At 43.5% G+C, this 15496-nt stretch carries 11 protein-coding genes; 1 reads left to right on the top strand and 10 read right to left on the bottom strand.

Translation table 11 applies throughout. The features are described from left to right. Window positions 1-12: 12 nt before the first annotated feature. From V9W66_RS11415 to V9W66_RS11375, 9 genes are all read right to left on the bottom strand, one after another. Window positions 13-1431: an FAD-binding oxidoreductase gene (locus V9W66_RS11415; RefSeq protein WP_144094218.1), complete on the bottom strand. Its 1419-nt coding sequence runs from the start codon at window positions 1429-1431 to the stop codon at window positions 13-15. 3 nt (window positions 1432-1434) lie between these two features. Continuing rightward, entirely contained in the window at window positions 1435-2625 is a 1191-nt protein-coding gene (locus tag V9W66_RS11410) for an electron transfer flavoprotein subunit alpha (protein ID WP_144094219.1), read from the bottom strand. 13 nt (window positions 2626-2638) lie between these two features. Next, a complete protein-coding gene (locus V9W66_RS11405; protein ID WP_144094220.1) occupies window positions 2639-3427 on the bottom strand; it encodes an electron transfer flavoprotein subunit beta/FixA family protein in 789 nt (262 codons plus the stop codon). Window positions 3428-3638: 211 nt separating this feature from the next. Continuing rightward, the gene (locus tag V9W66_RS11400; RefSeq protein WP_144094221.1) at window positions 3639-4961 is read right to left on the bottom strand and encodes a TIGR02679 domain-containing protein; all 1323 of its coding nucleotides are present in this window, start codon (window positions 4959-4961) and stop codon (window positions 3639-3641) included. Then, entirely contained in the window at window positions 4951-9009 is a 4059-nt protein-coding gene (locus tag V9W66_RS11395) for a TIGR02680 family protein (RefSeq protein WP_144094222.1), read from the bottom strand. The genes V9W66_RS11400 and V9W66_RS11395 overlap by 11 nt, the downstream gene beginning before the upstream one ends. Beyond that, a complete protein-coding gene (locus tag V9W66_RS11390; protein WP_144094223.1) occupies window positions 9006-10142 on the bottom strand; it encodes a TIGR02678 family protein in 1137 nt (378 codons plus the stop codon). The genes V9W66_RS11395 and V9W66_RS11390 overlap by 4 nt, the downstream gene beginning before the upstream one ends. A gap of 2 nt (window positions 10143-10144) precedes the next feature. Then, a complete protein-coding gene (locus V9W66_RS11385; RefSeq protein WP_144094224.1) occupies window positions 10145-11614 on the bottom strand; it encodes a TIGR02677 family protein in 1470 nt (489 codons plus the stop codon). 182 nt (window positions 11615-11796) lie between these two features. Then, window positions 11797-12075 (bottom strand): hypothetical protein, encoded by a 279-nt coding sequence (locus V9W66_RS11380; RefSeq protein ID WP_144094225.1) that lies wholly within the window; start codon window positions 12073-12075, stop codon window positions 11797-11799. Between the two features lie 575 nt (window positions 12076-12650). Next, entirely contained in the window at window positions 12651-13256 is a 606-nt protein-coding gene (locus tag V9W66_RS11375; RefSeq protein WP_243121742.1) for a helix-turn-helix domain-containing protein, read from the bottom strand. A 457-nt stretch (window positions 13257-13713) separates the two neighbouring features. On the opposite strand from V9W66_RS11375, the gene V9W66_RS11370 reads away from it, so the two are divergent. Then, on the top strand, window positions 13714-14952 hold the full coding sequence (locus V9W66_RS11370; RefSeq protein WP_439362778.1) for an IS110 family transposase: 1239 nt from the start codon (window positions 13714-13716) through the stop codon (window positions 14950-14952). Window positions 14953-15072: 120 nt separating this feature from the next. Here V9W66_RS11370 and V9W66_RS11365 read toward each other — a convergent pair whose 3' ends face one another. Beyond that, a complete protein-coding gene (locus V9W66_RS11365; protein WP_144092428.1) occupies window positions 15073-15366 on the bottom strand; it encodes an LPS biosynthesis protein in 294 nt (97 codons plus the stop codon). Window positions 15367-15496: the final 130 nt, after the last annotated feature.

The following is a 15496-nucleotide window of genomic DNA, read 5'->3' as shown; positions in this document are numbered from 1 at the left end:
TTCCCCCATTTTTTATTTATTATATTCGATGACTTTTCCCGGATTCAGGATCAGTTTATCATCGAAAGCCAGCTTGATGGCTTTATAAAGAGCGATCATTCTCGGTCCCGCAAATTCTTCCAGAAATTCCAGACGTCCGTTCCCGATTCCATGCTCACCGGAAAGCTGTCCGCCCAGTTCCTTGGACAGTGCATACAGCTCTACCAGACTTGCGTGAGTGGCTTCCTTCCACTCCTGGTCACTCATTTCCGGTCCACGGAGCATCTCTGTATGGATGTTTCCGTCTCCGCAATGTCCGCAGGGCTCTACACGGATACCATGTGCACTTGCGATCTTTTTGGCTGCTTTTACATACTCTGCGATCCTTGCACGCGGAACAACCACGTCACACTCCTCCTGTGCGACAGAATCTGCTTTCATTCCTTCCAGGATCCCGCCCCGGACACTCCATACAGCTCCGGCACGCTCCGGCGTTCCTGCGATACAGCAGTCCAGAGCTCCATTTGCCAGAGCTGCTTCCGCTGCTGCCTCTACTGCACTGTCAAGTTCCTGTTTACTGGAAGCATCATACATAACGATCAGCACTGCTTCTCCCTGTTTTACAGGGAACATTTTGTTCAGATTACGTTCTACGATATCGATCAGTTCTCTTTCCAGAAACTCGATGGCTGTTGGCACAAACGGCAGCTCCAGAACCTTCGGGACCATGTCTGCACATTCCTCAAGACTCCTGAACGGCATTACAAGGGTACAGGTACAGGTCGGTGCGGGAAGAAGCTTCAGCGTTACCTGAGTCAGGATACATAAGGTTCCCTCTGAGCCGATCACCAGATCTTTTACATCATATCCCGTTGTGTTCTTCACAACGTTGGATGAAAAATTCATGATGGAACCATCCGGCATAACTGCCTCGATACAGCGGACAAAATCCCTGGTCAGTCCATATCGTACTGCTTTCATGCCACCGGCATTTGTGATAACATTGCCGCCGATGGAAGCTGTTTTTTCACCCGGGTCCGGCGGATAAAAAAGTCCGCCTGCCGCTGCTGCCGCCTGGATATCGATGAGCAGTGCTCCCGGCTCCGCTGTGATGGTCTGGTTCTTTCTGTCGATCGGAAAGATCCTGTTCATGCGCATCACAGAAAGCATGATTCCACCATATTTACAGGTTGCTCCGCCTGCAAGTCCGGTTCCTGCGCCACGGCATACCACCGGGATATTTTCTTTATATGCGTAAGCCATAATGGCTGAGATCTCTTCTTTATTTAAAACCTCCACATAAAGCTCCGGAGGAAAAACTCCGTACTCCGGCATCTCATCACGATAATATTCTTTTGCGATCTCGTCGCCGACCCATACACGATCTGAAGCAGTCACAGAACGGATGTAGTCAAAATCTTCTGAAGTCATTTTTTTATAGGGATATGCCATGACTTAATCCTCCTTCCGATTCTTTATCAGCTCTGTCAGCTCCGGTACAACCTGATACAGATCATCCACGATGCAGTAATCTGCAACATTAAAGATCTGTGCCTCCGGATCATTGTTGATCGCTACGATACAGTCAGATCCTGTCATGCAGGAGGTAAACTGGATAGCACCGGATACGCCGCAGGTGATGACCAGCTTCGGACGGACAGTTCTTCCGGAAAGTCCGATCTGATGTGCAACATCTCCGAATCCGTTTTCTACCATAGGGCGGGTGAAGGCAAGCTGTCCGCCAAGGGCATCTGCCAGTTCCCGGCACATTTCCACATCCTTTTCATTCCGGACACCACGGCCTGCTACTACCAGAACATCCTCTTCCTCAAGGCTCTTTACCTTATCAATGACCCTGGATGACAGAATTTTAATCCTGGAATCTGCCATTTTTTCGTTTACCGGACATACAACCACCTGACCATGCGGATTTTTTACTTTTTCTGCCTTGTCCATAACCTTATAACGGACCGTGGCAAACTGTGGCCGTGATTTGGTGATGCCAATCTGAGCCATGATATTTCCGCCGAAAGCCGGTCTGATCTGGATCATATCGGTGTTGGAACGGATATCCAGAGTTGTGCAGTCTGCAGTCAGTCCCGTATGGAACCTGGTGGAAAGCCTCGGTGCAAGGGAACGCCCCAGCGCAGTAGCTCCGATCAGCACAGAGCTTGGCTTGTTTGCTGCGATACAGTCTGCAACTGCATCTGTGTAACAATCTGCACGGAAACCTTCGAAGCCTTCATGCTCATATACGTACACATTGTCTACGCCATACGGCAGAAGCTTTTCCGCATTTTCCTTTGTTCCTTTTCCTCCGACGATCACACAGTTAACCTGATAACCGACTTTGACCGCCATCTTTCTCGCTTCCCCGATCAGTTCAAAGGTAACCGGATGAATCTCTCCTCTCTCCTGCTCCACATAGATAAGAAAGTTTTTCCATTTATCCTTGTCAAAGGATTTCGCCTTCTGCTCAAACCGGATGGCTTTCTCCGGGCAGTTACGAACGCAAAGCCCGCACATACGACAGGCATCGCCTACAACAATTCCATTTCCCTCTATGGTGAGGGCCCCAAAAGGACATTTCTCCACGCATACTCCGCAGAGTACGCATTTGTTTATATCAAATTTTAAAAATTCCATGTTCCGCTTCCCCCTATATGATCTTCTTTCCGGTCAGGAGAGCAACAAGCCTGTCTGCTTTTTCCTTTGCAGTCCCTTCCAGATAAACCTGTTTTTCACTTTCCTCCGGCGCAAACATTTTTTCCACAGAGGTGGGGGAACCGATCAGTCCGTAACGGCTCAGATCCTGATCCGGCATATCTTCAAAGCTTAAGATCCGTACCGGACGGTCTGAAGTTGCCTTCTTTAATAAATAGGATGGCAGACGTGGCACGCAGGTATCCTTATCAATAGTCAGCAGACATGGATACGGAATCTCGGAAACCTGGGAAACACTGACAAGATCCTGACGGACCTGAATGTTTTTTTCATTGACGTCCATGATCTCAGCTACCCATGCAGCATGTGGGATGGTCAGATGCTCTGCAATGGCCGGTCCAACCTGGGCTGTGTCACCATCTGTGGTCTGTCTTCCGCAGATGATCAGATCTGCACCGCCGATCACCTGGATTCCCTGTGCTAACGCATAAGAGGTTGCCAGAACATCCGCTCCCGCAAATTTTCGGTCTGAAAGAATCACGCCCTCATCAGCACCCATGGTATAAGCATCCCGGATCATCTCTTCCGCCTGAGGCGGTCCCATGGTAAGGACGGTTACAGTTCCGCCTGTTTTTTCCCGGATCGAAAGGGCAGTTTCCAGTGCAAACAGATCATATGGATTAGTCCTTGTCTCACCGGACATTCGTTTCATGGCACCGGTTTCCGGATCGATATCAACCTTGGAAGTTGCCGGTACCTGCTTCATACATACAACGATCTTCATTTTCTATCTTCTTTCCTGTATTTTCACTTTTATTTTCCACTTTAAAACGTTAAATAACTATATAAGTATAGCATTAACGTAGTGTAAAGTCGAGAGGGTTTTGGTGATTTTCACATAAAAATATATAGTTTGAACAATTAAAAAATCTGAGATTTAACTTCCGCTTTTATTGAAGTTAAATCTCAGATTTTTGTTCGGTGTTTTTATTTTTTCAGCTGCGTTCATCTGCTTTCGCCATATCTGCCAGTAATTCTTTTAATATATTTTCCTGATAGCCGGATAACTGTTTCTGTTTTACATATTCTGCTGTTTTTTTCAGCAATGGATGATGGATGTGCAAAAGCTTCGTCAGACCCTTTTCCTCAATGTGTTCCCCGGAAATACTTTTTTCATAATCCTCCGGACTCATTCTCCACAGATGGATCTTGTCACCAAATTTCTGCCACAATCTGTCCGCAATTCCCATTCCATCCGGATCAATATCTCCGCTGTAATAAACATCCAGCTCAGCTTCCAAGACCAGACTCAGCAGTTTCTGTGCCACAAAGCGCAGCTGACCGGAAGTACACAGAAGTGTGCAGTTTTTATCCGGAAGATTATCGATAAGATAACTGAATACCATTTCATTTTCTACGATAAACACTTTTTTCCCCAGAGGCTGTACTTCTGTGATTCCTTTCATGTTTTCCATTGTGATCACGCAGGGTTCTCCCGCTTCACAAAATGCCTCGTACGCCGGGTGCCAGGCAGCTCCTTTTTTTAACCGCAATCCATATACATGCAGCAGGGAGGATACATTGTCCGGAATGATTCCCTCTGTCTCCATCAGCTCCCGCCACTGGTAAGCATTCTCCGGAACTTCCCTCCTTCGGATACAGCAGATTCCCCGGACCAGAAGCATTCCTGCTGTTGTTTCGCGGTCAAAATAATGTGGATTTCCGGATATCTCTGCTGCAAATACCGCAAGTGGACATTCCTCCGTATTCGAAATCCCGCAAAGCTTTTCCAGGGAATTTCCCACATATTCTGCCAGCACACCTGCCTGATCCGGATCTTTTTCAAACTCCCGGATAAGAATCTGATATCCATACTTTTTCATGGACAGCATCTGTTCTATCCATTCAGACGCAACAGATTCTGCCTCACTCTTTTCCCGAAAAGCATCGCGGATATCTTTCAGAAAATTTTCTTTCTGTTTTCGTGCTTCCTTTTTCTGATCCTGTTTTGTGACAAGTTCTTCTCCAAAGTATTCTTCCAGGACCTTTTTTATATCAACCGGTGCAAAACGGGTCTTCTGCAGTCCCTGCTCGAATTCCGCAAAAGTAAAGTGGATATCTTCCTCATAAAACACCTTTCCGGTAATTCCGCCAACTGCACGGCGCTCTTCATCAGATGCATGCTTCAGCGTGATCCTTCCAGCGGGTTTGCCATAGGAACGCCATTTTTTCCATAGCTCCCGAAAACAGCGCTGATAAATCTTCTGGCTTTTAAAATACTCCGCACATGCCTGATCATTATTCCTGTTACTGCTCATCTAAGATCCTTTCACTTCCATTCCAGGTATAAAAGATCACAGAAACCACCTGAGAGTTCTGCGGTCTCTGGAGCTCCGCGATCCGCAGTCCACGAACAGTTTCAAAGCATCCCCAGAGAGACTGGGAATTCATGATATAGTCAAAATCAAGCTTCTGTACCAGTTCAAACATGCTGCTGATGTTCTTATCATCTACACCTGCAAAAGCCTCATCCAGTGCAACCATTCGCGGATGATCCTTATTTTCTGCCTTCTGATACTGGGCGTTCACAGCCGCAAAAAGAGGCACATACATAGCCATGGCTTTTTCTCCTCCGCTGAAGCGGTTAAATGCGGCATTGGTCAGTGGTCTCTTCGATTCTTCCCCTCGTTTGTAGAACATGCGGAATTCAAACCACTTCCTATAGTCCAGTGCATCCCGCACCAGATCTATATACGTTACTGTACCGTTATTTTCTTCCAGCCTTGCTTTTTCTGCCTGGATCTTACTACGGAAATGGGCTGCAACTTTTTCGATATCTTCCAGTGTCAGAAGTGCATGATCACGAAGCAATATCTTTTCAAGTTCTCCCACTTCCAGCTCCGTATCATTTTCCGGTTTGCAAGGCTTCCATTCCAGGGAAAAACTTAATCCCATAGAAGTATCCATCTCGTTCATAAGCCCGGACATGTCCTTAACCCATTTCCTGCTCTCCGCGATCTTATCGGTAAGCTGCTGACTGATTGTCTGGGAAAGGATATCTTCAAACAGTTCCCTGTCTTTTTCCTGAATGAGGAGCTCGGTTTCCTCAATGGCTGCTTTCAGGATATTATAAAACTCTTCCAAATAAACCTGTTTTCCCTGCCAGGTAGATACAATACGCACACGGCTTCGCAAAGCAGTTCCTTTTTCTTCCGGTGCATTCTGCTCTGACCCAAAACAGTTTTCTATGGAAGTTCCATACGGTATCAGACTTCCGTTATGCTGCTGATAAACACGGAATAATGCCTGGAACACTTCGCTCTGTTCTCTGTTTCTGTCATTCTCCCGAAGAAGCCCCACTGCTGCCTTTGCACAATCATATAACGTTCTGCCTTCTCTCTCCAGTACCAGCTTAAGGGCAATCTCTTCCTCAAAATAATTTCTCAAAGTCTGTTCTGCTGCAATCTCCCTCTGAAGCTCCAGCTTCTTCTCAGGCTCTTCTTCCTGCATCCGCTCCAGTCTGTCTGTAAGGACTGCCAGCTCTTTCTCCAGGAAGCTGATCCTGTCTCTGGTTTCCCGGATTTCTTCCCTCAGCTGTTTCAGGCGGTTTGCTTTTTCTGCTATGTCAGGACGGTTCAGATACTCTTCCAGCTGCCGGATCTGCAGCTCCGCTTCTTTTCGCTTTGTACTGTAATGTTCCAGCTCCCGGAACGCATCATCCATCTGATGCTCGTCCCGTTCCATTGCATCCTGTCTGTCAATGCAGCTGCTTTTTAATGTAATGATCTGCAGGATATCCTGCCTGATCTCCTGCCAGATATGACGATATTCTTCAATGGCATTACTGACTTCTTCGTAAGCTTCTTCGGTCCTTCCATATGGAAACAGTTTGCATTTCTGCAGCATCTGCTGGTATTTCTGATTTTTCTCCTGGAGTTTCTCCTGCTCCTGTTTCTCTTTCTGCGTATACTCCGCATTTTTTATCTGCAAAAGCATTTCGCACTCTTTTTCCAGTGCCAGCGCAGCATTGATCTCTCCAAATCCCGGCAGCTGTCGGTATTCTTCCAGGAGCGTTTCCATATAGTTGCAGATTTCCCGGATCTCACTTTCCACAGATTCCAGAGTTTCATTCAGCTCCCTGATCTCACTTTCCAGTTCCTGGATTCTCTGTTCCCTGCGGCGTTTTCTCGCCAGAACTCCTATGTATTCCGCATCACCGGATTTATCCGCACGTCCGGTAAGGATTCCCTGACGGAACCAGCCATCTGCGCCGATACAGATTCCGGAACCATTTTCTTTTTCATAAATATTCGACAAAATCCGCGAAATTTCTTTCTTCAATTCCGGCGGTAGTTCTTCATTTACTTTCAGTCCGGAAAATCCCGAATTTCCGGTTTCCTCCATATGAATAACCGTATCCAGAAATTCCGGAAGCTTTTCCCTGATATCTTTAAAATCATGTTCTGTGAGCACCAGCGCATCCAGAAGTCCTGCTCTCTGAAGCTGTGCCTCCAGTTGTGCACAGGCAGACTGATCCAGATCATCTGAAAACTCTACGGTCTTATAAAAAGGAACTGCTATGATCCCCTTTTCTGCCATCGCTGCCCTTGACCGCTCAGTTTCTTCGTCCCGTTCCGGCTCCAGTTCTTTCTGCTCCAGAACAGTGGTCAATTCTTTCTGCACTTTTTCCAGCTTATCTTTTACAGATTTTTGTATATTCTCTTTCTCTGTCTTCTGATCAAGAATTACCTGTCTCTGCCGTTCATAATCAGCTCTTAACAGTTCCTGCACAGCTCCCGCATCTTCTACAGACTGATATTCCCTCACTTTTTCTTCGATCTCATGGAGCATTTCTTCGTCCGGCTCCCACTGGCTGGAATTCTTTTTTATCTCAAAAACATCGGTGATCCACTGGTCAATACTGCCCTGTACCTGTTCCTGTGCGTTTTTCAGTGCCTGTTTTTTTTCTGTTTTTTCCTGTTTCAGGATTTCCAGCTGACCGGCAATTTCATCATACTGTCCGGAAAGCATCTCATACTGCCGGATAACCTGATGACATTCTTCTACAAGCTTTTTCAGAATATCCAGATTTCTTATGATCTCTTCCGTTTTCTCAAAATTTTCATTTTCTATAATGTCACAGGCTTTTTCATGATACTCCCATCGCAGGATTTCCTGTTGCTCATCCAGCTCTTCTTTCTGCTGTTCCAGTTCCTGCTGCCTCTCTTCCAGACGCTCCTGCGTCCTCTTCAGCTCCTGCTCCTGTTCCCAGATCCTTGTCTTAAACTCCTGGATCTTTTCTTCCCAGCGTGTCTCGTTCTGTTCTGCTTCTTCCTTCTGTTTTCTGGCATAATCCAGTTTATTATCGATTTCCTCCAGATCCATATCCAGAAGGCCATTTCGTTCTGTCTCCGCCAGTTTTTCTTTTTCCCGAAGCTCTTTTAAAACTTCTGTTCCGTTTTGTCTTTTTTCTTCGGTTTCCAGAAGCTTCTGTCTGCGTTCCTCAAAATCCTGCTGAAGTTCTTCTACTTTTTCTTTTTCTGTCAGATAAGCCTGCGCTTTTTTTGCAAGCATATACTGATTATAACGGGTATATTCATTCCGGATGATCTTTACATCTGCAAATGCACGGTTCAGAGTTTCCAGGCTGTCCTGGATATCATCCATCTTTTCCATGGCATCTACCATTGCGCGAAGATCCTCATCCGACAAAGTCTGCAGGGAATCATTCAGGATATCATAGACCTTTGTGGGCTTAAATTCTTTCGAAAGTTTCGGCGCACGTACCTTTACCAGCAGACGGATAAACTGTTCATACTGTTCTTCTTTCCGAAACCCGAAAATATACTGATTTACATGCTTTTTATAATCACTCTGACTGTCGGTGAAGAAATTTTCCTCTCCCAAAACAGCACGCATTTCCCGCTTGTCATAAGGGATCCTGCTGCTTCCTACTTCTTTATAAAGCCACAGATCATAGCCGATCCTTCTGCCGTCCAGGATCACGAATCCCCAGAAATCCATAGGTTTTCCCCGTCTTGCCCTCTGTCCGATTCCAATGGTACGGTACTCACCGGTTGCTTCTTTTTTAAATTCCAGAAACAGATAGCCCGTTGCTTCATCCTTTCCTTCTTCACCTAAAAAATAATATTCCATTTTTCGGTCACTGGAGCCAAAAGGGTCCAGACGGCTGGGTGTCCGGTCTCCGTCCAGCACAAAGGGAATAAAACTCTGTGTTGTAATGGATTTTCCCGACCCATTCTGTCCACGAAGAAGGAGTTTTCCATCTGTAAATCCAAAATATTCCTCATCATACAGCCAGAAATTTACAAATCCGATTCTGTTCATTTTCCAACGGTCATTCAATTTTCGGTACCTCCCATAAAGTCCTCCGGATAAAAGCCTGCCAGTCTTCCCGCTGCCGGTAATATAACGATCTGATCCGCTTCCTCTCGGATCATCATCCAGTTTTCCATATATGTTCTGACTGTTTCTATCAGCTTTGTTTCTTCCATTTCACGAAATTCCTTACTCCAGCCTTTTTTCCATTCCTTCCGGCATCCCAGCACCAGATCCTGAAATTCCTCCAGAGTAATATAAATACATTCATCTTCCGCTTTTTTTATCTTTTCATCGGTAAGCTCATCCTGTATTCTGGCACAGATCAGAAGTACTGCTTCCGGAAGCATCGCGTCACGTGGATGTACCGCTCCGTAGCAGTCTCTCTCCTCCAGTGTCAGGCATGCCATATTTCGGTAAATATCAAGATTTCCGCCAAGATTTTCCTTCAGATATCTGGATACCCACTGGCGCTGATTTTTCAGATAAAGTCCATCCGGGTCCTCATTTCCATCCCAGTACATTGCCGGACAGACGGCAAGCTGACGGTAGACACGATTGATCTTCGCCACACCTTTATTCTGCTCGATTTCCTGGAAATCTGTTTTTTCAAAATCCTTCCAGGACTGATAGCCTGAAATATCCCTTGGAAAACTTGTGGCAAAATATTTCGAATATCCGGTATTTTCATATAATACTTCCTGCCCAGCTTCGGAACCAAAGCCTTCACTTCGTCCATCGCGAGCCCGGATCATCTGCTGCTTCTCCATGTACTGAAGAACTCTTACCAGAGATTTTCTCTGGGTAAAAGATGTCCAGTCAATGGTCATATAAGTTTTTAGCTGCGTTTCAACATAACTGATCAGCTCTGACAGCAAAAACGGAGCCTGTTCTTCCTTATCTTCCAGATACATCAGAACCACACAGAGAATACAGTAATCACGGATCTCTGTAAATTCTTCGATTCCCATAAACGGTTCTGCATGTGCAGGTCTCTTTTCCAGTTTCAGAAGATTCTCCGTATGTATCAGCTTCCAGCCCAATTGTTCCCGGATAAATTTCTGAAAGTTTGGAATATCTCTTTTTATTCTGTAATAGGTTTCTTTATCTGTATCCTTGCAGATCCAGAAGTTTTCCAGCAAAGTTCTGACTTCATTCATTTTTATTTAAACTCCAGTATATAGGATGGCATGACCAGGTTTCCATCTTCACATTTCAGCACGCATTTTTCCGGTTTCCGGATCAGGCGGTACTCCTGTCCGTATTCTGTTCTTCCGGTTTTCTGTGAATTCATATTTGCCTGGGTGATCCACTGCAAAAATACAGTTCGGGTATCTTCCGTCACAATTTCATCAATTTCAGAAAAGGTAATTTTGTTATCTTTAATATAGTGCATAACGATCTCTTTTTGTTGCCGGGCCTGTCTGAGATACGCTTCTCTCTGAAGCATTTTCTGAAAGGATTTGTCCTCAAAACCTCTCTTGTCTTTTTTCTCTCTGTAGTTCCGGGTATGAGGTTTCAGAAGAAATCCAGAAGGAGCTTCGTCATATACACTGTTGTTAATGGAGTCTTCCTCCCGTGATTCCAGGGTCTTGAAATGCTGGATCTTCTGCACTCCAAACGCATGCGCTGAAAGCCTTCGGGCCTCATTCAGATCTTCGCATTGCAGGAAAAGTTCCAGAAATTTTTTGTAATCGTCTTTTCTGCTGATTCCCCAGTTCTGGATCTGTACGATCAGGGCCGCATTCTGGATAATACTTCGAATTACATCGTTGGTGATCCTGAGAACTTTTTTGCATTCACATTCCCTCCGGTCGGAATCCAAAAACCAGTTTTTGAGTGAATTCCATTTTCCCATTACATTTTCCCTGATACTGGGTTCTGCATTTCCCCTGATCTCCAGTACGGCATGAGGAATTTCCAGTTCACTCTGTACAACCTTTTCCAGAAGGGTATCTTCCAGCAGAGATGTATTTTTCTCCAGGATGCGCTGGATCTTTCTGGAATGGCGCTGCATTTCCTGTATGAATTCCGTCAGATATTTAATGAATTTATCCTTATGAACAATAAATTCCACCGACTTCATCAGCTGCTCGGATTTTCCGGAATAAAAATCTCTCAGGTAATCCTGATAATTCTGGTTCAGCCGCTTAAAATCCTCCTGAAGAAGGTTCCACCATTCATTGATATCCTTCAGAGATGCATTCTGCATATCCTCCGCTTCATCCAGGCTTTTCTCAATACGTACAAAAAAATTCGTGGACAGATTCCCGGATTCCACAAACAGATTTTCAAGACGTACTGTCATACGTTCAATTTCTACTGCATACTCAGACATCGTATACTGATACTGTTTATTCTTATATTCTGCAATCGTATACACTCTGCCCGGGTCCTGGATCGGCGTAAGATTCCGCCATTTGACCAGCGCATCCAGATCCAGAATCAGCTGTTCTATCGTATAATCCTGAAACATATCATCCTGCTTTAACAGCTGAAAAATGTCTTCTTTGTACATTTTGAAATTCATCTTTTCATATTCTCTGTAAAAACAGCGCATGATCTTTCGATACACGGGAGCGTTGGGAACAGACAGATAAGAAGTCTCGTTGATTGCTTCCAGATTAGACATTTTTTATTTCCTTTTCTTTTTGTTTTATGGCATTTTTTGAATTATTTACAGTAGTTCCGGGAATTAATACATCAGAAATACATTGCTCGGGAACAAAGTGCTGCGCAACAGAAAATTAACGTAATAATTCCAGGAAATACTATAATTGTAACATGATTAGCTTCCCGATGCATTACCCAAAATCAAAACTTTCTGCATGTAAAAACACAAAGATTGTGAAATGAATCTTCTTCGAATTCTTCCATATATTTAAAAACTTTATTATCATACCTTGTTTCTTTGTACCAACCAATTCCAATCATTACAAGTCCAATAAGTATTACTACAGTTCGGCGTATGGAATCGGGTGAAAGCAAGCAGGATACAATAATTCCGGTGCCTACGCCCGTAAAAAATTCAATGATGGATTTTTCTTTTTTTATTTTTCCCAATACTCTTTCTTTATCTATTATCTTTACCATCTTTGAATCCTCCCTATATAGTCAAGTCTTTTTTCCTTGAAAATCAAGGATTTTTTAGTGTTTCATCAATAAATATCTCAGAAGAAGGAGCCATAGGAATGGACATTTCTCTGTATCTGGTACGAAAATAGTGGATTTTGGGTGCACGAAGTAAAACGTCTTCTTATTTCGTTTTACATGGCCTTCTCCAGAGGGTTGCAGAGTGCCAGTGGCACTCGTTTTGCAACGACCGAAGTGAAACGGAGACCTGTGACCCTCTGATTACATAGAAACCTGTAAAGGAATCCAGTGGAAAGGAGGGCTAAGCCAATGAGTATTATTGACTTCATAGCAGTAGTGAGCTTCGGCTTAACCTGCTTTAGTATCGGATATACATTAGGCAAAGATAATCATAAACCACAAAAATAACCGCCCTGGTCTGGTAAACTGAGCGGTTATCTTTGATGATATTCTAAATAGTAAAACGGACTAACCGTCTATCGGTAGCACTCTTTTTCTATAATCATATTAGCACGCATCTGTGAAAATGTCAAAAAGTTCTTTTTCCATAGTATATAATACGAATTTGAAAATACTTATAAGCCGAAAAAATACACCAGTACCAGCTTGATCACAGCAGCTCCACCAAAAGCAACAACTGCAGTTACAACTAATTGCATAGGTTTTGGGAAATTTTCGAACACAAAAACTTTCCTACTCTTGCTCCGCACCTTGCTTAAAGATCCTGTCGTAAATGCTGCCATCATTATGACTGACACAGATACCAAGGTCTCACAATAGCCGGCAAGCTTTCCTAACACATCATTATACATATATGCACCTGTTTCATGCAGAATCCAGTATAGAACCAATGCACAAACTCCCATGACACTTTGGAGCTTCATTTCCTTAAAAATCTTCTCTTTCTCTGTAGTTGCATAATCTGACATTGTTTTAGCAATTTTTCTTTCTTCTTCGTTCATCATCTCGCTTTTCCTTTCTCCACTGATAATCTCAGGAATGCTGATATCATAATAATCTGCAATATCCACAAGAATACTGATATCCGGCATATTGTTTCCGGTTTCCCATCTGGATACGGTCCTTCCAGAGACATTTAATATTTCTGCCAACTGCTCCTGTGTAATGCCTTTTTCTTTGCGAAGTTTTTTTAAAAAATTCCCGATTTTTACTTGCTCCACCTCAACTCCTCCTTTCATCATCAAATATAGAATCTGTTATCTGCAAATAACACGACACAAAGCGAGAAATGTCGTATTTTCACTAATAGACACAGTTGTCTATGCGTTTTTCATTTTTTCAATTATAAAAACTGAAATTTGACTTGCCTATTTTCTTAAAATCTCATGTGGAGCTTCTATTTCATTTGCCAACGAATCATGAAAGCTTATCTCAGCCTATAATGAAAATAGGATACTTACTCCACTACTTTTTTCACTTCTCTTTTTGCCTTACAATAGTCTTAGGCAGGATTAAGTTTGATTGCACCTTGGAGGATTTGCACCCCGTTTGTCAACGTAAATGATTTGCCCTTGAGCACAGCATATTGTCGCACCTTTTATGAATAGCACGAGTAGCAAAGTCCGTATTATTTCGGGCAAATCTTCTGCCAATTCTATAGTAAAGGAGTTGTTCTGTATGAAAGACCTTCTGGAAATTTCCTGTGGACTGGATGTCCACAAAGAAAAAATTGTTGCATGTATCCTGACTGGTCCTCTGGGCAAGCCAACCCGTTCTGAAATCCGTGAGTTTTCTACATTGATTCCGGATATGATAGCATTACGGCATTGGATCGTTTCTAAAAACTGCCATCATGTAGCTATGGAAAGCACCGGTATCTATTGGATGCCGATTTATGAAATACTGGAGGATGCTTTCTCTGGTGACATTACCCTGCTTGTTGTAAATGCACGCCATATGAAAAATGTTCCTGGCAAAAAGACCGATATGCGGGATTCCGAATGGATTTCCACCTTGCTTCGCGCCGGACTTTTGAACGGAAGTTTTATTCCCGAAAAAAGAATTCGGGAATTCCGCGATCTAAATCGTTACCGTAAGAGTGTCATCCGCGATATTACATCACAGAAGAACAGGATTGAGAAATTTTTACAAAGTTCCGGCTTCCGTCTATCATCCTTTATTTCTGATATTTTTGGCGCTTCGGGTAGAAACATCATTCTGCATTTAATTGAACATGGGCAGATTGATAAAACTGCTTTAGATTCTTGTCTCAAAACCAAGACCAGAAACCGTATTGATGAAATTCTCATGTCCGTGAACGGAACACTGTCAGAACACCAAAAGGCATTTTTAAGGATTCTCATGACTCATTATGATTCTTTAAAGAAACATCTTGCTGAAATTGAAACGAGTCTCGAGGAAGATATGGCTCCATTTGTCCTGCAGGTTGAGCAGTTGAATAGCATCTATGGAATAAGCACAACTGCTTCCTGTGCAATTATTGCTGAAATCGGTATTGATATGAAGCCGTTTAAAACTGCGGAACACATCTGCTCATGGGCCGGTCTGTGCCCAGGTAATAACGAAAGTGCTGGAAAACGAAAAAGCACCTCTGTCACAAAAGGCAATCCTTACATAAAAAGTATGCTCTGCGAAATTGCCTGGGTGATTGCAGGGAAACGCAACACTTATCTTTCGGCATGGTACTGGAGAATCAAACAGAAAAAAGGAGCCAAAAAAGCGATTGTCGCACTTGCCCGAAAACTTCTTGTCATCATCTACACAATGTTAAAACAAGGAACTGTATTTGACGAATCCTGTTTTGAAACAAGACGTAAGCACTGTGAACAAAAACAGCTTTCTCGTTATATACGGGAATTGGAAAAGCATGGTTATCATGTGGAAGCTCAAAGCTAGCCTTTCTTAAATACGATCAATCTCTCACTACAGGCAGCCAATACTGTGACTGCTTTATAGTGATGCTTTCATAATTGTTGAAAACATTTGTTGTCAAGGTTCAGTTTTTTGCTACGTGTTTTATTTTCGTAGCAAGGTATGCTCTGTTAATTCTGACATCAATTTCAATTTTTTATTAATCAATGGTCGCATACAATTAGGAACATGTTCCTGATGCGCTCTGTGGATTGCTACACATTCCTTACAGTTTCCGTGATAACGACAGGCTTTCAGGCAAGGACAGTGATCTTTGTCTTTATACTCCTTACGAAATTCCGCTGCAAATTCTTCTTGCAGTCTCAGCCCCTCGACACGGTTTCCCTTATGAAATTCTACCATTGCATCCAGTTCTTTCTGGTTCCCTTCAATCTTCATGTTATTATAGCGCCTCCATTTCAACTATTCCTCATTTTCTGATAAATACCGATTTATCTCTTACATTTTATCATATTCTATCCCATAACTCTATTCTTAGATTGCCAAAGAGCAGCCTTCCGACTGCCCT

The sequence above is a fragment of the Blautia massiliensis (ex Durand et al. 2017) genome (genome assembly GCF_051861785.1).
Taxonomy (GTDB): Bacteria; Bacillota; Clostridia; order Lachnospirales; family Lachnospiraceae; genus Blautia_A; species Blautia_A luti_A.
Note: the sequence above shows the minus strand (reverse complement) of the source record. Positions and strands in the feature narration are given on the sequence as shown.